General features: G+C 41.9%; 11 protein-coding genes, 5 rRNA genes, 1 pseudogene and 1 riboswitch (1 of these 18 cut by a window edge). Of the genes and pseudogenes, 1 reads left to right on the top strand and 16 read right to left on the bottom strand.

Annotated features, from left to right (window positions below):
• Positions 1 to 24 precede the first annotated feature (24 nt).
• From purN to purE, 10 genes are all read right to left on the bottom strand, one after another.
• Positions 25 to 612, bottom strand: a complete 588-nt coding sequence (gene purN / locus DJ93_RS14560) for a phosphoribosylglycinamide formyltransferase (RefSeq protein WP_042981529.1) — start codon at positions 610 to 612, stop codon at positions 25 to 27.
• Entirely contained in the window at positions 609 to 1649 is a 1041-nt protein-coding gene (gene purM / locus DJ93_RS14555) for a phosphoribosylformylglycinamidine cyclo-ligase (RefSeq protein ID WP_042981528.1), read from the bottom strand. The genes purN and purM overlap by 4 nt, the downstream gene beginning before the upstream one ends.
• 103 nt (positions 1650 to 1752) lie before the next feature.
• Positions 1753 to 3168 carry an amidophosphoribosyltransferase gene (purF, locus tag DJ93_RS14550; RefSeq protein ID WP_042981527.1) on the bottom strand — a complete coding sequence of 472 codons (1416 nt, stop codon included), beginning with the start codon at positions 3166 to 3168 and terminating at the stop codon, positions 1753 to 1755.
• The gene (gene purL / locus DJ93_RS14545; RefSeq protein ID WP_042981525.1) at positions 3153 to 5372 is read right to left on the bottom strand and encodes a phosphoribosylformylglycinamidine synthase II; all 2220 of its coding nucleotides are present in this window, start codon (positions 5370 to 5372) and stop codon (positions 3153 to 3155) included. The genes purF and purL overlap by 16 nt, the downstream gene beginning before the upstream one ends.
• Positions 5356 to 6039: a phosphoribosylformylglycinamidine synthase subunit PurQ gene (gene purQ, locus DJ93_RS14540; protein WP_042981524.1), complete on the bottom strand. Its 684-nt coding sequence runs from the start codon at positions 6037 to 6039 to the stop codon at positions 5356 to 5358. Before purQ ends, purL begins: the two co-directional genes overlap by 17 nt.
• Complete coding sequence (gene purS / locus DJ93_RS14535) at positions 6036 to 6290, bottom strand: phosphoribosylformylglycinamidine synthase subunit PurS (RefSeq protein WP_042981523.1); 255 nt, start codon at positions 6288 to 6290, stop codon at positions 6036 to 6038. Before purS ends, purQ begins: the two co-directional genes overlap by 4 nt.
• On the bottom strand, positions 6283 to 7002 hold the full coding sequence (purC, locus tag DJ93_RS14530) for a phosphoribosylaminoimidazolesuccinocarboxamide synthase (RefSeq protein ID WP_042981522.1): 720 nt from the start codon (positions 7000 to 7002) through the stop codon (positions 6283 to 6285). The genes purS and purC overlap by 8 nt, the downstream gene beginning before the upstream one ends.
• A gap of 88 nt (positions 7003 to 7090) precedes the next feature.
• The gene (purB, locus tag DJ93_RS14525) at positions 7091 to 8398 is read right to left on the bottom strand and encodes an adenylosuccinate lyase (RefSeq protein WP_042981521.1); all 1308 of its coding nucleotides are present in this window, start codon (positions 8396 to 8398) and stop codon (positions 7091 to 7093) included.
• Positions 8395 to 9546, bottom strand: a complete 1152-nt coding sequence (purK, locus tag DJ93_RS14520) for a 5-(carboxyamino)imidazole ribonucleotide synthase (RefSeq protein ID WP_042981520.1) — start codon at positions 9544 to 9546, stop codon at positions 8395 to 8397. Before purK ends, purB begins: the two co-directional genes overlap by 4 nt.
• Positions 9543 to 10028 carry a 5-(carboxyamino)imidazole ribonucleotide mutase gene (purE, locus tag DJ93_RS14515; protein WP_000839361.1) on the bottom strand — a complete coding sequence of 162 codons (486 nt, stop codon included), beginning with the start codon at positions 10026 to 10028 and terminating at the stop codon, positions 9543 to 9545. The genes purK and purE overlap by 4 nt, the downstream gene beginning before the upstream one ends.
• 110 nt (positions 10029 to 10138) lie before the next feature.
• Positions 10139 to 10240: riboswitch (purine riboswitch) on the bottom strand.
• Between the two features lie 495 nt (positions 10241 to 10735).
• Here purE and DJ93_RS33740 point away from each other — a divergent pair.
• Positions 10736 to 10942 (top strand): annotated as a pseudogene (locus DJ93_RS33740) (hypothetical protein); the annotation flags it as partial.
• Between the two features lie 43 nt (positions 10943 to 10985).
• On the opposite strand, the gene rrf (DJ93_RS14510) reads toward DJ93_RS33740, so the two are convergent.
• From rrf (DJ93_RS14510) to DJ93_RS14485, 6 genes are all read right to left on the bottom strand, one after another.
• Positions 10986 to 11101 (bottom strand): 5S ribosomal RNA (rrf, locus tag DJ93_RS14510).
• 50 nt (positions 11102 to 11151) lie between these two features.
• Positions 11152 to 14073 (bottom strand): 23S ribosomal RNA (locus DJ93_RS14505).
• Between the two features lie 145 nt (positions 14074 to 14218).
• Positions 14219 to 15768, bottom strand: a 16S ribosomal RNA gene (locus DJ93_RS14500).
• 421 nt (positions 15769 to 16189) lie between these two features.
• Positions 16190 to 17119 carry a DMT family transporter gene (locus DJ93_RS14495; RefSeq protein WP_042981519.1) on the bottom strand — a complete coding sequence of 310 codons (930 nt, stop codon included), beginning with the start codon at positions 17117 to 17119 and terminating at the stop codon, positions 16190 to 16192.
• A gap of 297 nt (positions 17120 to 17416) precedes the next feature.
• Positions 17417 to 17532 (bottom strand): 5S ribosomal RNA (rrf, locus tag DJ93_RS14490).
• 50 nt (positions 17533 to 17582) lie between these two features.
• A 23S ribosomal RNA gene (locus DJ93_RS14485) occupies positions 17583 to 18340 on the bottom strand (it continues 2163 nt past the right edge of the window).
• The 16S, 23S and 5S rRNA genes sit together here, the layout of an rRNA operon.

Below are 18340 nucleotides of genomic sequence, written 5' to 3'. Positions count from 1 at the left end.
TTATCCTTCACCCCTGGTTGTATGTTAGTTAACAGTTGGTTCTTTCACAGACTGAACAATTTGATTCACTGTATTTACGTATAATTTATGTTCAACTTGTTGAATTTTCTTTTGTAAACTTTCTCTCGTATCCCCTTCAGAAACAACTACTGCTTCTTGCGCAATAATTGGACCTGTATCCATACCTGCATCTACATAATGAATTGTTACTCCAGTTACTTTCACACCTGCTTCTAACGCTTGACCGACAGCATCTTTACCCGGGAAACTCGGTAGTAGTGATGGATGAATGTTAATAATCTTCCCGCCATATGCTTCTAGTAAAGTTGGCCCAATTAAACGCATATATCCAGCTAAAATAACATAATCAATTTCATACTCTTCTAGCTTCTTTAATATCTCTTTTTCAAATACTTCTTTTGACTCATATGCTTTCGCTGAAAAGGCGAAACACGGAACATGATGATAATGTGCCCGTCCAATAACGCGTGCCTCTGGTTTATCACATACTAATAAACTAATATCTGCATCCAATCTCTTTTCTTCTACCGCATTAACGAGAGATTGAAAGTTAGATCCGCTTCCAGAAGCAAAAACTGCTAATCTACTCATAGTGCTGTGCCCCCATTGAAGGTAACGCCATCCCCTTGTACAGTACGTCCAATAATACGAGCTGTTTCTCCCTGCTCTTCAAGAAGACGAACAATATCTTTTGCATCTTCTTCCCTCACCGCTACTACCATACCAATACCCATGTTAAAAATATTGAACATTTCTTTCTCTTCTAGTTTCCCAACTTCTTGAAGTAAACTGAAGATCGGCTGAATTTCCCAAGTTCCTAGTTCAATTTCCGCACCGATTCCTTCTGGCAACATACGTGGAATATTTTCAATGAATCCACCACCTGTAATATGCGCCATACCGTATACTTCATGTTTCTTCAATAGTTCTAAAATAGGTTTGACATAAATTTTCGTTGGTTTTAATAACTCCTCACCAAGAGGTAGTTCTAAGCGTCCATAAATGCGATCTAAAGATAGTTCTCCATCTTCTAGTAACACTTTTCGTACTAAAGAGTAACCATTACTATGAATACCGCTAGATGCTAAGCCAATTAATACGTGACCAGCTTCAATCTTTTCACCTGTTACAATTTTCTTTTTATCAACAATCCCAACTGTAAAACCAGCTAAGTCGTATTCTTCCGTAGAATACATACCTGGCATTTCAGCTGTTTCCCCACCAATTAATGCACAACCAGCTTGGCGACAGCCCTCTGATATACCTTTGACGATGTTTTCAATTTTACTAGGTTCAGCTTTACCACAAGCAATATAATCAAGGAAGAAAAGCGGCTCTGCCCCTTGGACAACAATATCATTTACACACATTGCTACTGCATCAATACCAATAGTGTCATGTTTATCTGCCATAAAAGCGAGCATCAATTTCGTTCCCACGCCATCTGTTCCAGATACTAATACAGGTTCTTCTAATGCAAATTTTGATAGATCAAACATACCTCCAAAACCGCCTAAACCGCCTAGTACTTCTTTTCTCATTGTTGTTTGTACGTGTTTTTTCATGCGAGATACCGCTTCATATCCAGCTTCAATATCTACTCCTGCTTGCTTATATGCATTCGCCATCGTTATTTACACCTCGTCTTTTAATTTCTCCCCATCCAGGGCGGCCGTTTTAAGAAAGAAGCTAGCTTCTTTCTTAAAAGAAGTAGAAGCTTTTTTCACTTTCTTATTTCATACTTTCTAAGAGCTCTTGCTCATAATCATAAAGAGCTGTCGGATAGTCCCCATTGAAGTAAGCCATACATAGGCCGCCATATTTCCCTTCATATGGACGTCCAATTGCATCTACTAATCCATCTTCGCTTAAAAATGTTAAAGAATCTGCTCCGATCATTTCACGGATTTCTTCTACTGTATTATTTGCTGCAATTAATTCTTTTCTCGTTTGAATATCAATACCATAGAAACATGGATATTTTAGAGGCGGTGAAGCAATTCTTACATGAACCTCTGTCGCTCCAGCCTCACGAAGCATACGAACAATTCGTTTACTTGTCGTTCCTCTTACAATAGAGTCGTCAATCATAACAACTCGTTTCCCCTCAACTACACCTCTTACTGCGGAAAGCTTCATCTTTACCCCTTGCTCGCGCAGTTCTTGAGAAGGTTGAATAAACGTACGTCCAACGTAACGATTTTTAATTAATCCTAACTCATACGGAATACCTGTCGCCTCAGCATAACCGATTGCTGCTGAAATACTAGAGTCTGGTACACCAGTAACAACATCAGCTTCAATAGGAGCTTCTGCCGCTAAACGTTTCCCCATGTTTTTACGTGCTGCATGAACGTTAACGCCTGCAATATTAGAATCTGGGCGTGCAAAGTAAATGTATTCCATACTACAAATTGCATGTTCTACATCATTTGTGAAACGATCTACGTGAATTCCTTCATCGTTAATGATAAGTAACTCACCAGGCTCTACATCACGAATGTATGTTGCACCTACTACATCGAAAGCACATGTTTCTGATGCTACAACGTAAGCATCCCCCATCTTTCCAATTGAAAGAGGACGGAATCCATTCGGATCTAGCGCAACGATCATTTCATTTCCAGTTAGTAAAAGATATGCAAACGCACCTTTCACCTTATTTAGGGCCTCTTTTACACTTTCAATTAAAGAATCTTTCGTACTACGTTTAATGAGATGTAAAAGTACCTCTGTATCTGAACTTGTTTGAAAAATACTTCCCTCTGCCTCTAATTCACGACGAAGCATCTTTGCGTTAATTAAATTTCCGTTATGAGCTAGCGCCATACTATGATCAGAAAAACGGAATAATAATGGTTGAACATTAGCAACTTCACTTCCACCTGCTGTCGCATATCGCACATGTCCAATTGCTGATTTTCCGTTTAATCCTTCTAGCTCACCTCTTGAAAACACTTCTGATATTAAACCTAACCCCTTGTGACCGATGATTTTTTCCCCATTATTTACAACAATGCCTGCGCCCTCTTGCCCACGGTGCTGCAAACTGTGCAATCCGTAGTACGAAACTTGTGCTGCATTTTCATGCCCCCAAATTCCGAAAACGCCACATTCTTCATTTAACCCCTTTATTTCAGCAAGCATGGGATTGCCCCTTTCCAAGCCTTTCTCATTTCATCTACATTTGCTGTAAGTAATACTTCATTTTCTTCATTATGAATTGTTACTTCATTTGTATCTGTCACTGCCCCAACTTGAATTGCTTCAACGACTTTCTCGAACGCTTCTTTATTTTCACGTTTTACAGTTAGAACGAAGCGAGATTGTGATTCCGCAAATAATACCGCCGTTGCTTCACCGTCTAATTTCACAGTAGCACCTAAACCGTTAGCACCAATTGCACTTTCAGAAATTGCAACTGCTAAACCACCTTCAGCAACATCATGTGCCGATTGAACAAGGCCAGCTTGAATTGCTTCTAATACTTGTTTTTGGCGTTTTAATTCTACATCTAGATCGATACTTGGTGATTGGCCGAAAATTTTGCCGTGGACCATTTTCTGTAATTCACTTCCACCAAATTCAGCTTTCGTCTCTCCAATTACGTAAACTAAATCGCCAGCTTGCTTAAATTCTTGTGTTGTTACATGTTTTAAATCATGGACAAGACCAACCATACCAACAGTCGGTGTTGGATATACCGCTTCACCACTACGCTCGTTATACATCGATACATTTCCGCCGATAACTGGCGTTTGTAATGTGCGACAAGCTTCACTCATACCATCTACCGATTTCTCAATTTGCCAGAAGATTTCTGGTTTTTCTGGGTTACCAAAGTTTAAGCAATCTGTAATTGCAAGTGGCTCTCCACCAGAACATACGATATTACGCGCTGCCTCTGCTACTGCAATTTTACCGCCCATTTCTGGATCTAAGTAAATATAGCGAGAGTTACAATCTGTCGTCATTGCTAATCCTTTTTCTGTACCGCGTACACGTACAACCGCTGCATCTGAACCTGGTGTAACAACTGTGCTTGTGCGTACTTGATAATCATATTGATCATATACCCACTCTTTACTTGCAATTGTCGGTTGTTGTAGTAAAGAGAATAACGTTTCTTTATAATCTTCTACTTGCGGTGTTTCCACTTTCATCTGCTGGAACTCAGCAAAGTATGCTGCTTCTTTTGATGGTTTATGATAAATTGGCGCTTCTTCTGCAAGAGCATCTGCTGGTACTTCAGCCACCATTTCACCTTTATGGAATAAGCGAAGCATTTTGTCTTCCGTTACTTTCCCCATCGTAACTGCTGCAAGACCATACTTCTCAAATAAATCTACTATTTCTTGCTCTCTACCTTTTTTGATAACAATTAACATACGCTCTTGTGATTCAGATAGCATCATTTCATATGGTGTCATTCCCGTTTCACGCTGTGGTACATCATCTAAGTACATTTCAATACCCATACCTGCTTTACTTGCCATTTCTGCAGAAGATGAAGTTAAACCAGCAGCTCCCATATCTTGAATTCCAACAAGTGCATCAGACTGAATAAGTTCTAAACATGCTTCGATAAGAAGTTTCTCCATAAATGGATCTCCTACTTGAACTGCCGGACGTTTCGCTTCTGAGCTTTCAGATAGTTCTTCAGATGCGAATGTTGCACCGTGAATACCGTCACGACCAGTTGATGCTCCTACGTACATTACTGTATTGCCAGCACCGTGTGCTTGCCCTTTTTTAATATCCTCGTGGTTAATTAAACCTACGCACATTGCATTTACAAGTGGATTTCCTTCGTAACATGGATCGAATTGTACTTCGCCGCCAACAGTAGGAATACCGATGCAGTTACCGTATCCTGCGATTCCTGCTACTACTTCTTCGAATAAATATTTCACACGTGGCGATTGTAATTCACCGAAGCGAAGTGAGTTTAATAGAGCTACTGGACGTGCTCCCATAGAGAATACGTCACGGATAATACCACCAACGCCTGTTGCTGCTCCTTGATATGGTTCAATAGCAGAAGGATGGTTATGGCTTTCCATTTTAAATACAACCGCTTGATTATCACCGATATCTACAATTCCAGCGCCTTCTCCAGGCCCTTGCAGGACACGCTCACCTGTCGTTGGGAACTTGCGAAGAACTGGTTTTGAATTTTTATAACTACAATGTTCAGACCACATTACAGAGAATAATCCTGTTTCTGTATAATTCGGCAAACGGCCTAGAATCTTTTCAACCATGGAAAACTCTTCGTCTGTTAGCCCCATTTCCGCATATATACGCTCTTCTTTAATTTGTGTTGGATTTGGTTCAAGCATTAACGACATATGTTTCCCTCCACTGTTTTAAGATAGATTGAAAGACTTTTAACCCTTCAGCACCACCAAGCAATTCATCTACAGCACGCTCTGGGTGTGGCATCATACCAAGTACATTTCCCTTTTCATTTACAATACCAGCAATATCTGAAACGCTACCGTTCGGATTTTCTACATAACGGAATGCGATTTGATTATTCTCTTCTAATTGTTTAAGAGTCGCTTCATCACAATAGTAATTCCCTTCACCATGTGCAATTGGAATATTGATTACTTCATCTTTTTCATATTGTGATGTAAACATCGTTTCGTTATTTTCAACACGTAACGGAACAGTGCGACACATAAATTTTAAGTTTTCGTTTCTCATTAGTGCTCCTGGTAGTAATCCTGATTCAACAAGAATCTGGAATCCATTACACACTCCTAAAATTGGTTTTCCTTGCTCAGCAGCTTTTTGCACTGCTTTCATTGCGTTAGCAAAGCGAGAAATAGCACCACAACGTAAATAGTCACCGTAAGAGAATCCACCAGGTAGTAAAATTGCATCATATTCATCTAAATTCTCTCTATCGTGCCAAACGTAATCTACTTCTTCACCAAGCTCATCTTTAATTGCATGGAACATATCGACATCACAGTTCGAACCCGGAAATACTATTACGGCAAATTTCACTGTGCGACAACCTCCTCAACTTCATAACGGAAGTCTTCCATTACAACGTTTGCTAATAATTTTCCACACATTTCCTTTACCTTTTCGTCAAGGTCAGATACAGATTTATCAATTGTTAGTTCCATGTACTTTCCGATTCGAACATCTTGTACTTCTGTAAATGAAAGACTATGAAGTGCCCCTTTTACTGCTGTTCCTTGTGGATCTAATACGCTTTCTCTTAACGTTACATATACCTTAACTTTATACATGTGAAATTCCCCCTAAACGTTTTAAAATCTCTTCATAAGCTTCTGTTAAATTTCCAAGATCGCGACGGAATACGTCTTTATCAAACTTTTCATTGCTCGTTTCATCCCATAAACGGCAAGTATCTGGTGAGATCTCATCCGCTAATATGATTTCTCCTTCTTCCGTTACACCAAACTCTAATTTAAAATCTACTAATCTTACACGACAGCTTGCGAAATGCTCAATCAATACTTGATTGATTTGTAGAGCCATATCTCGTAATACGCTTACTTGCTCTGGTGACGCAACATTTAATACACGAATATGATCTTCCGTTACAAGCGGATCTCCTAAATCATCATCTTTGAAGTAAAATTCTACGATTGGTTCTGCAAGTACAGTTCCCTCTTCCATTCCTAATCGTTTTGAAAGGCTTCCTGCAATTACATTTCTTGTGACAACTTCTAAAGGAATAATACTCACTTTTTTTACAAGTTGCTCTATTTCAGATAACTTCTCAACAAAATGTGTTTTTATTCCTACTTCTTGTAACTTTCTGAACAATAAAGTTGTAATCTCATTGTTCAAACGACCTTTTCCTGTAATCGTCTCTTTTTTCTCCCCATTGAAAGCAGTCGCACTATCTTTGTACTCTACCCAAACCATATCTGCTGATTCTGTACGATAAATTCTTTTTGCCTTACCTTCATACAGCAATTCTAGCTTTTGCATTTCGCAAGCCCCCTGTAGTTTGAAAAATGTGAATAATATTTTTATAAAGAATGGCACAGAATGACTCTATTCTGTGCCATATAAAATTTTACGCTTCGTTTAATCCTAGGCGTTCAAAGATTGTATCAACATGTTGCATATGATGCTCATAGTTGAAGCATTCGTTAATTTCCTCTTGCGTTAATTTGCTCGTAATACGCTCATCAGCTTCTACAAGCTCTTTAAATTGTACTTGTGTTTCCCAAGCTTCCATCGCTTTAGGCTGTACGATATCATAAGCTTCTTCACGTACCATACCTTTGTCGATTAGTGTAAGCATTACGCGCTGAGAGTAAATTAAGCCGTATGTTCTTGTCATATTGCGTTTCATATTCTCTGGGTATACAGTTAAGTTTTTAACGATATTACCAAAGCGATTTAACATGTAATTTAATGCGATTGTAGCATCTGGTAAAATTACGCGTTCTGCTGAAGAGTGAGAAATGTCGCGCTCATGCCATAATGGAACATTCTCGTAAGCCGTCATCATATAACCGCGGATAACACGAGCTAAACCAGTCATATTTTCAGATCCAATTGGATTACGTTTATGTGGCATTGCAGAAGAACCTTTTTGACCTTTTGCGAAAGCCTCTTCAACTTCACGTGTTTCACTCTTTTGTAAACCACGAATCTCAACTGCCATCTTTTCAATAGATGTTGCGATTAGCGCAAGTGTTGACATGTAATGTGCATGTCGATCACGTTGCAATGTTTGTGTTGAAATTGGTGCCGCTTCTAATCCTAAGTTTTCACAAACAAATTTTTCTACGAATGGATCAATGTTCGCGTATGTACCAACTGCGCCAGATAATTTACCAACACGAACTGTATCCGCAGCTTGTTTGAAACGCTCTACGTTACGTTTCATTTCTTCATACCAAAGACCAAGTTTTAAACCAAATGTCGTTGGCTCTGCATGAACACCGTGCGTTCTTCCCATCATAATCGTGTATTTATGCTCTTTCGCTTTGTTAGCTAAAATGCTAGTAAAGTTTTCTAAGTCTTTTAATAAGATTTCATTTGCTTGTTTTAAGATGTAAGATAAAGCTGTATCTACTACGTCTGTAGATGTTAAACCGTAATGAACCCATTTACGTTCTTCGCCTAATGCTGGTGTTTCTGATACGGCACGAGTGAAAGCAACTACATCATGACGTGTTTCTTTTTCGATTTCATAAATACGATCAATATCAAATGATGCATGCTCACGAATTTTTTTCACATCTTCTTTTGGAATATCTCCAAGTTCAGCCCATGCTTCACAAGCTAAAATCTCAACTTCTAACCATGCTTTAAATTTGTTCTCTTCCGTCCAAATAGCGCCCATTTCAGGGCGTGTATAACGATTAATCATCTTTTTCCCTCCAACAGTTGTTCTTGATGGTCCCAAATATGCAAACTCTTCGCTTTTTCTAGAGCGACTTCAATATTATCATTTAAAATATTAACATGCCCCATTTTTCGCTGCGCTTTTGCTTCTTCTTTTCCATACAAGTGTAAATAGCACCCGGTTAATCTATTCACTTGTCCTAGGACCCCTTCTATATGTTCGCCTAAAATGTTTACCATGACAACTGGTTTTAACAAATTTGTTTCTCCAAGAGGTAAATTACAGATTGCTCGAATATGTTGACCAAATTGACTCGTTTCGCATGCATCCAGTGTATAGTGTCCTGAATTGTGAGGTCTTGGTGCTAATTCATTAATGTAAATCTCACCATTAGCTGTAGCAAACATCTCTACCGCTAGTGTTCCCACAAGTTCTAATTCATCCGCAAGTACCTTTGCATAAGCAATTGCTTTTTGAGAAAGCTCTTCTGTAATGCGAGCTGGAACGATAGATTCATGTAAAATGTTATTCACATGAATATTTTCCGCTACTGGAAACACTTTCGTTTCACCGCTTACACTACGAATGACAATAGCTGATACTTCTTTTTCAAAAGGCACCCATTTTTCTAGAATGCACTCTGCTTCATTCGCAAGATTTCGTGCCTTCTCAACATCAGCTTCACTTCTTAAAACAACTTGCCCTTTCCCATCATATCCACCTGTCGTTGTTTTTAAGACGGAAGGATATGATAACTCAGCAATCGCTTCAATAAGCTGCTCTTGATTTTGAACTAATCTATACGTCGCTACCGGTAATCCGGCTTTTTCAATTGCATTCTTTTCTGTAAAACGATTTTGCGTTTTATTTAACAACTGACTACCTTGTGGTAAGTAAGCATGTTTTTCAAGCCATTGTAAACATCTATAATCAATATTCTCAAATTCATATGTGACAACATCACTTATCTCTGCTAAATGCTGAATTGCTTTTAAATCGTCATATGGTGCAACAATTTCAACATCAGCAACTTGTGCACATGGTGAATGCTTTGTAGGATCTAAAACAGCAATTTTATATCCCATCTCCTTAGCTGCCAATGCCATCATTCTTCCAAGCTGGCCGCCTCCAATAATGCCGATTGTTTTTCCAGGTAAAATGATTCTCGTCATACTAGCTCACTACCTTCACGCACATCTTTTTCAATCGCTTCTCGTCTCAATTCCAATGCATCATGTATATCATCATGGAATGATCCAAGTATTTGTGCAGCAAGTAATCCAGCATTTGTTGAACCAGCTTTACCAATTGCAACAGTTGCAACTGGAACCCCTCCTGGCATTTGGACGATGGATAATAATGAATCTAATCCGTTTAACGCTTTTGATTGAACTGGAACGCCAATTACAGGAAGATTTGTCTTCGCTGCAACCATTCCTGGTAAATGCGCTGCTCCACCAGCTCCAGCAATAATAACTTTCAATCCACGTTCACGAGCCGTCTCTGCATATTCAAACATATAATCCGGAGTCCGATGAGCGGATACAACTTTTTTCTCATACGGTATATTTAATTCATCTAAAATGTCACAAGCAAATTTCATTGTTTCCCAGTCTGACGTACTTCCCATTATGACTCCAACTAGTGATTTCATATTAGAATCCCCCCGATTCAAATAAAAAAAGCCTGAAATAGAACAGTTTCTCTTTTACTATGAGAGAAAGCGCTCTACTCAGGCATACGTATCCCTTGTGAATAGAAAAATACCGAGTGACTTTCCCTCATAGTCTAACGAATAACGGTCGTTAGGTAGAGACTTGCAGGCCATATCCCCGCGATTATATGAGGTCTTATATATTATTGTTTCTATGGCTATATTAACAATATTTTATAAACAATGTCAATAAATAATCGAATGTTTTTTTACTAGTTATCAATAACGTTCGTGTTTTAGTTATATTCAAAAGAAGAATTGCAACTATATGCAAGAAGGAAAGGGAATTAGAATATATATTTCTAGAGATCTATTTTAAACATAACTGTTCATATACTACTTCAATATGCTTTAATCAAAACAAATCAATAGAACTTATATTATAGCGATTTAATTTATAAGGAGGATAACCGTGAAAACTGAAGATATGAGGTTGTTGTAGGAAGTCTACAATGTAAAATCTTCAACACCATTCAGGCCTACCGAAGTAGAGCGAAAACCAAGCCAATTAGGAGGCATGTGAGTCCAATGTACAAACACATATATTTCACCGTAGGAACTTACGGGTAGAGCCTACTAAAATAACTGACAGGTACGCTAGTGTTCGTAAGAATCCTCCACTTCAAGCGTAGCTAAGTGATGGGTAGTTCAAAACATCCCATTTTTTCTACTCTCATTATTTAAAATATATACTTATGCTAGAAATAATGTGTCCTATTTTAGGTATTACTTTAGTAGCCTTCGGAAAACCAGGAAAACAAAAACTCATTGCTATTATTTTAAATAGCCTCTATTTCATTCGTTTTTCCTTTTTAGGGCTATTAAATTTATGGATTATAACATTTGGTAAATAAAAGTAAACACAAAAAAACCTAAGTCGAAACGACTTAGGTTTTTGCTTGGCGACGTCCTACTCTCACAGGGACAAGGTCCCAACTACCATCGGCGCTAGAGAGCTTAACTTCCGTGTTCGGTATGGGAACGGGTGTGACCTCTCTGCCATCATCACCAAACTAATGAAGGCATATTCCTTCAAAACTAGATAACATTTGCTACATATTATATGGTTAAGTCCTCGATCTATTAGTATTCGTCAGCTCCACATGTCACCATGCTTCCACCTCGAACCTATCAACCTGATCATCTTTCAGGGATCTTACTAGCTTACGCTATGGGAAATCTCATCTTGAGGGGGGCTTCATGCTTAGATGCTTTCAGCACTTATCCCTTCCGCACATAGCTACCCAGCTATGCCCTTGGCAGAACAACTGGTACACCAGCGGTGCGTCCATCCCGGTCCTCTCGTACTAAGGACAGCTCCTCTCAAATTTCCTACGCCCACGACGGATAGGGACCGAACTGTCTCACGACGTTCTGAACCCAGCTCGCGTACCGCTTTAATGGGCGAACAGCCCAACCCTTGGGACCGACTACAGCCCCAGGATGCGATGAGCCGACATCGAGGTGCCAAACCTCCCCGTCGATGTGGACTCTTGGGGGAGATAAGCCTGTTATCCCCGGGGTAGCTTTTATCCGTTGAGCGATGGCCCTTCCATGCGGAACCACCGGATCACTAAGCCCGACTTTCGTCCCTGCTCGACTTGTAGGTCTCGCAGTCAAGCTCCCTTATGCCTTTGCACTCTACGAATGATTTCCAACCATTCTGAGGGAACCTTTGGGCGCCTCCGTTACACTTTAGGAGGCGACCGCCCCAGTCAAACTGCCCACCTGACACTGTCTCCCGGGTCGATAAGACCCGTAGGTTAGAATTTCAATACAGTCAGGGCGGTATCCCACCAGCGCCTCCACCGAAGCTAGCGCTCCGGTTTCAAAGGCTCCCGCCTATCCTGTACAAACTGTACCAAAATTCAATATCAGGCTACAGTAAAGCTCCACGGGGTCTTTCCGTCCTGTCGCGGGTAACCTGCATCTTCACAGGTACTATAATTTCACCGAGTCTCTGGTTGAGACAGTGCCCAAATCGTTACACCTTTCGTGCGGGTCGGAACTTACCCGACAAGGAATTTCGCTACCTTAGGACCGTTATAGTTACGGCCGCCGTTTACTGGGGCTTCAGTTCAGAGCTTCGCTTACGCTAACCCCTCTCCTTAACCTTCCAGCACCGGGCAGGTGTCAGCCCCTATACTTCGCCTTACGGCTTCGCAGAGACCTGTGTTTTTGCTAAACAGTCGCTTGGGCCTATTCACTGCGGCTTTCCGTTAAGAAAGCACCCCTTCTCCCGAAGTTACGGGGTCATTTTGCCGAGTTCCTTAACCAGAGTTCTCTCGCACACCTTAGGATTCTCTCCTCGCCTACCTGTGTCGGTTTGCGGTACAGGCACCTTTTATCTCGCTAGAAGCTTTTCTTGGCAGCGGGGAATCAAAGACTTCGCTCCATAAGGAGCTTCCCCATCACAGCTCAGCCTTCACGATAAGCGGATTTGCCTACTTATCAGCCTAACTGCTTGGACGTGCACAACCAATCGCACGCTTCTTCTATCCTTCTGCGTCCCTCCATTGCTCAAACGATAAAGAGGTGGTACAGGAATATCAACCTGTTGTCCATCGCCTACGCCTGTCGGCCTCGGCTTAGGTCCTGACTAACCCTGAGCGGACGAGCCTTCCTCAGGAAACCTTAGGCATTCGGTGGACGGGATTCTCACCCGTCTTTCGCTACTCATACCGGCATTCTCACTTCTAAGCACTCCACCAGTCCTTCCGGTCTGACTTCACTGTCCTTAGAACGCTCCCCTACCACTGATACCATTGGTATCAATCCGCAGCTTCGGTGGTGTATTTAGCCCCGGTACATTTTCGGCGCAGAGTCACTCGACTAGTGAGCTATTACGCACTCTTTAAATGGTGGCTGCTTCTAAGCCAACATCCTAGTTGTCTAAGCAACTCCACATCCTTTTCCACTTAATACACACTTTGGGACCTTAGCTGGCGGTCTGGGCTGTTTCCCTTTTGACTACGGATCTTATCACTCGCAGTCTGACTCCTAAGGATAAGTCATTGGCATTCGGAGTTTGACTGAATTCGGTAATCCGATGAGGACCCCTAGTTCAATCAGTGCTCTACCTCCAAGACTCTTACACTTAAGGCTAGCCCTAAAGCTATTTCGGGGAGAACCAGCTATCTCCAGGTTCGATTGGAATTTCTCCGCTACCCACACCTCATCCCCGCACTTTTCAACGTGCGTGGGTTCGGGCCTCCATTCAGTGTTACCTGAACTTCACCCTGGACATGGGTAGATCACCTGGTTTCGGGTCTACGACCACGTACTAAACGCCCTATTCAGACTCGCTTTCGCTACGGCTCCGCCTCTTCAGCTTAACCTCGCACGGGATCGTAACTCGCCGGTTCATTCTACAAAAGGCACGCCATCACCCATTAACGGGCTCAGACTATTTGTAGGCACACGGTTTCAGGATCTCTTTCACTCCCCTTCCGGGGTGCTTTTCACCTTTCCCTCACGGTACTGGTTCACTATCGATCACTAGGGAGTATTTAGCCTTGGGAGATGGTCCTCCCAGATTCCGACGGAATTTCACGTGTTCCGCCGTACTCAGGATACATTCAAGAGAGAACGAAGTTTCGACTACAGGGTTGTTACCTTCTGTGACGAGCCTTTCCAGACTGCTTCGTCTACCTCGTTCCTTTGTAACTCCGTATAGAATGTCCTACAACCCCAAGAGGCAAGCCTCTTGGTTTGGGCTAGATTCCGTTTCGCTCGCCGCTACTCAGGAAATCGCATTTGCTTTCTCTTCCTCCAGGTACTTAGATGTTTCAGTTCCCTGGGTCTGTCTTCCTTACCCTATGTATTCAGATAAGGATACCATACCATTACGTATGGTGGGTTTCCCCATTCGGAAATCTTCGGATCAAAGCTTACTTACAGCTCCCCGAAGCATATCGGCGTTAGTCCCGTCCTTCATCGACTCCTAGTGTCAAGGCATCCACCGTGCGCCCTTTCTAACTTAACCAAACTAAAATTAAAAAATATGAGCTACACTGTTATCTAGTTTTCAAAGAACATACATTTATATATGAGAGATAGTTCTCTCAAAACTGAACAAAACGAAACACGGAAACTTATATTGATGAACAACGTTCATCAATTCTCCATAGAAAGGAGGTGATCCAGCCGCACCTTCCGATACGGCTACCTTGTTACGACTTCACCCCAATCATCTGTCCCACTTAGGCGCTGGCTCCAAAAAGGTTACCCCTCCGACTTCGGGTGTTACAAACTCTCGTGGTGTGACGGGCGGTGTGTACAAGGCCCGGGAACGTATTCACCGCGGCATGCTGATCCGCGATTACTAGCGATTCCAGCTTCATGTAGGCGAGTTGCAGCCTACAATCCGAACTGAGAACGGTTTTATGAGATTAGCTCCACCTCACGGTCTTGCAGCTCTTTGTACCGTCCATTGTAGCACGTGTGTAGCCCAGGTCATAAGGGGCATGATGATTTGACGTCATCCCCACCTTCCTCCGGTTTGTCACCGGCAGTCACCTTAGAGTGCCCAACTTAGTGATGGCAACTAAGATCAAGGGTTGCGCTCGTTGCGGGACTTAACCCAACATCTCACGACACGAGCTGACGACAACCATGCACCACCTGTCACTCTGCTCCCGAAGGAGAAGCCCTATCTCTAGGGTTGTCAGAGGATGTCAAGACCTGGTAAGGTTCTTCGCGTTGCTTCGAATTAAGCCACATGCTCCACCGCTTGTGCGGGCCCCCGTCAATTCCTTTGAGTTTCAGCCTTGCGGCCGTACTCCCCAGGCGGAGTGCTTAATGCGTTAACTTCAGCACTAAAGGGCGGAAACCCTCTAACACTTAGCACTCATCGTTTACGGCGTGGACTACCAGGGTATCTAATCCTGTTTGCTCCCCACGCTTTCGCGCCTCAGTGTCAGTTACAGACCAGAAAGTCGCCTTCGCCACTGGTGTTCCTCCATATCTCTACGCATTTCACCGCTACACATGGAATTCCACTTTCCTCTTCTGCACTCAAGTCTCCCAGTTTCCAATGACCCTCCACGGTTGAGCCGTGGGCTTTCACATCAGACTTAAGAAACCACCTGCGCGCGCTTTACGCCCAATAATTCCGGATAACGCTTGCCACCTACGTATTACCGCGGCTGCTGGCACGTAGTTAGCCGTGGCTTTCTGGTTAGGTACCGTCAAGGTGCCAGCTTATTCAACTAGCACTTGTTCTTCCCTAACAACAGAGTTTTACGACCCGAAAGCCTTCATCACTCACGCGGCGTTGCTCCGTCAGACTTTCGTCCATTGCGGAAGATTCCCTACTGCTGCCTCCCGTAGGAGTCTGGGCCGTGTCTCAGTCCCAGTGTGGCCGATCACCCTCTCAGGTCGGCTACGCATCGTTGCCTTGGTGAGCCGTTACCTCACCAACTAGCTAATGCGACGCGGGTCCATCCATAAGTGACAGCCGAAGCCGCCTTTCGATTTCGCACCATGCAGTGCAAAATGTTATCCGGTATTAGCCCCGGTTTCCCGGAGTTATCCCAGTCTTATGGGCAGGTTACCCACGTGTTACTCACCCGTCCGCCGCTAACTTCATAAGAGCAAGCTCTTAATCCATTCGCTCGACTTGCATGTATTAGGCACGCCGCCAGCGTTCATCCTGAGCCAGGATCAAACTCTCCAATAAAGTTAGTTTGTCTAGCATCTAAAATAAAAATTGACGTTTCACGTTGTTTGTTTCGTTCAGTTTTCAAAGAACTTGTCCGTCGCTCATTTGCGACTTCCTTATGTTAACATTTCTAGTTTGTAATGTCAACTAAGTTTTTTATTTCGTTTGCCGCTTTCTGCGTTATTGCTATCGGCGACTTGTTCTATATTACACTTCTATATACTAATCGTCAATACTTTTTATTCAATTAATAATAAAAATAATTTCCAAGGATCTCCCCTATACTAATTTCAATTATTCAATTTCTCTATTTCAATGAAAACTATAAAAAAAGAACATCTCATTACATACAAGACGCCTCTTTTATTAAACATTCTATACATGTACTCTTTAAACTTTTGAAACTAATAAATATATACTATCTTCTTATTTATAAGCTTTAACACTCTTCATTCTCTTTAATACGTCGATCGCCTGACATAAATAAAGCAATTAATTTCTGTTTATCCGCCCATATCACTCCAAATAAAACTAAACTACCTCCAATTACCACCCTCCATGTTAAAAATTCATTTAATAGAACAATTGAAGCAACAATACTTATTACCGGTAATGCATTTAAATATAATCCACTTACTGATGCCGATACTCTCTCTAGTGCTTTATTCCAAAACCAATATGCTAAAATCGTTGCTCCAACAACAAGATACATTACACTAAATCCTGTCTGCCATGTTTCAACCTTTGGGAAACCATAATAAAAAGTTTCTACCATTGCAAATGGTAATACAATAACCGCTCCAATAATTAAAGTTAATGTTGTAAAAACCTCCTTCGATAGATGCTGTTCTTGTTTCGGCCGTTTTAACAACACTGTATAGAAAGCGAATAAGAAAGTGCTTAATAAAATAAGTATATCTCCCATTAAAGATGCCTCTTGATAATCATTGTTAGATGACATTGTAATAAAAAGCACTCCTATAGCGCCCAATATAATTCCAATCCAATAATTCAGCTGGATCTTCTCTTTTAAAAAGAACGCTGAAAAAAGAATTGTAATTAACGGTAATGCAGCGTCAATGATACTAACATGTAATCCACTTGTTAAAGAAATACCGTAGGATGTAAACATAAAGTACCCAGCTACACCGGTAAAAGATAGTAAACTCATTCTTTTCCACGGAATATGTTTATGTACAGCCGCTTTTTGTAGTTGGTTAAATGAGAAAAACATACAAATTCCACCTGCAAAGAAAAGACGAATAAATAACAAAGTAAATGGTTGAATGGATTCTAATACCCATTTCGTTGGCGCAATGGCTGTCCCCCATAATATAACAGCCAATAATAACATGCATATTTCTTTCATAATCTCCCACACCTATCAAAAATATATATTAGCTATCTTAATTATAGATTTTTTCTTATGTAAAATCCTTCAAAAATATAAAAAGGCTATGTAAAAATAACTAGATAGCTATTTTTCGCATAACCCTTCACACAATACAACTACATCACTACAAGAAGAAAGCGATTACTACCTTTTATTATTCTCTATCTTTTTCAGCTTTAAGATTATTATATTCAATAATCAAGCCCCTTCGGATCTTAACTATGACATAAAAATATGTACAAAAAAACCTAAGTCGAAACGACTTAGGTTTTTGCTTGGCGACGTCCTACTCTCACAGGGACAAGGTCCCAACTACCATCGGCGCTAGAGAGCTTAACTTCCGTGTTCGGTATGGGAACGGGTGTGACCTCTCTGCCATCATCACCAAACTAATGAAGGCATATTCCTTCAAAACTAGATAACATTTGCTACATATTATATGGTTAAGTCCTCGATCTATTAGTATTCGTCAGCTCCACATGTCACCATGCTTCCACCTCGAACCTATCAACCTGATCATCTTTCAGGGATCTTACTAGCTTACGCTATGGGAAATCTCATCTTGAGGGGGGCTTCATGCTTAGATGCTTTCAGCACTTATCCCTTCCGCACATAGCTACCCAGCTATGCCCTTGGCAGAACAACTGGTACACCAGCGGTGCGTCCATCCCGGTCCTCTCGTACTAAGGACAGCTCCTCTCAAATTTCCTACGCCCACGACGGATAGGGACCGAACTGTCTCACGACGTTCTGAACCCAGCTCGCGTACCGCTTTAATGGGCGAACAGCCCAACCCTTGGGACCGACTACAGCCCCAGGATGCGATGAGCCGACATCGAGGTGCCAAACCTCCCCGTCGATGTGGACTCTTGGGGGAGATAAGCCTGTTATCCCCGGGGTAGCTTTTATCCGTTGAGCGATGGCCCTTCCATGCGGAACCACCGGATCACTAAGCCCGACTTTCGTCCCTGCTCGACTTGTAGGTCTCGCAGTCAAGCTCCCTTATGCCTTTGCACTCTACGAATGATTTCCAACCATTCTGAGGGAACCTTTGGGCGCCTCCGTTACACTTTAGGAGGCGACCGCCCCAGTCAAACTGCCCACCTGACACTGTCTCCCGGGTCGATAAGACCCGTAGGTTAGAATTTCAATACAGTCAGGGCGGTATCCCACCAGCGCCTCCACCGAAGCTAGCGC

The sequence above is a fragment of the Bacillus clarus genome (assembly GCF_000746925.1).
GTDB classification, from domain to species: domain Bacteria; phylum Bacillota; class Bacilli; order Bacillales; family Bacillaceae_G; genus Bacillus_A; species Bacillus_A clarus.
This window is presented reverse-complemented; position numbering and strand designations above follow the sequence as displayed.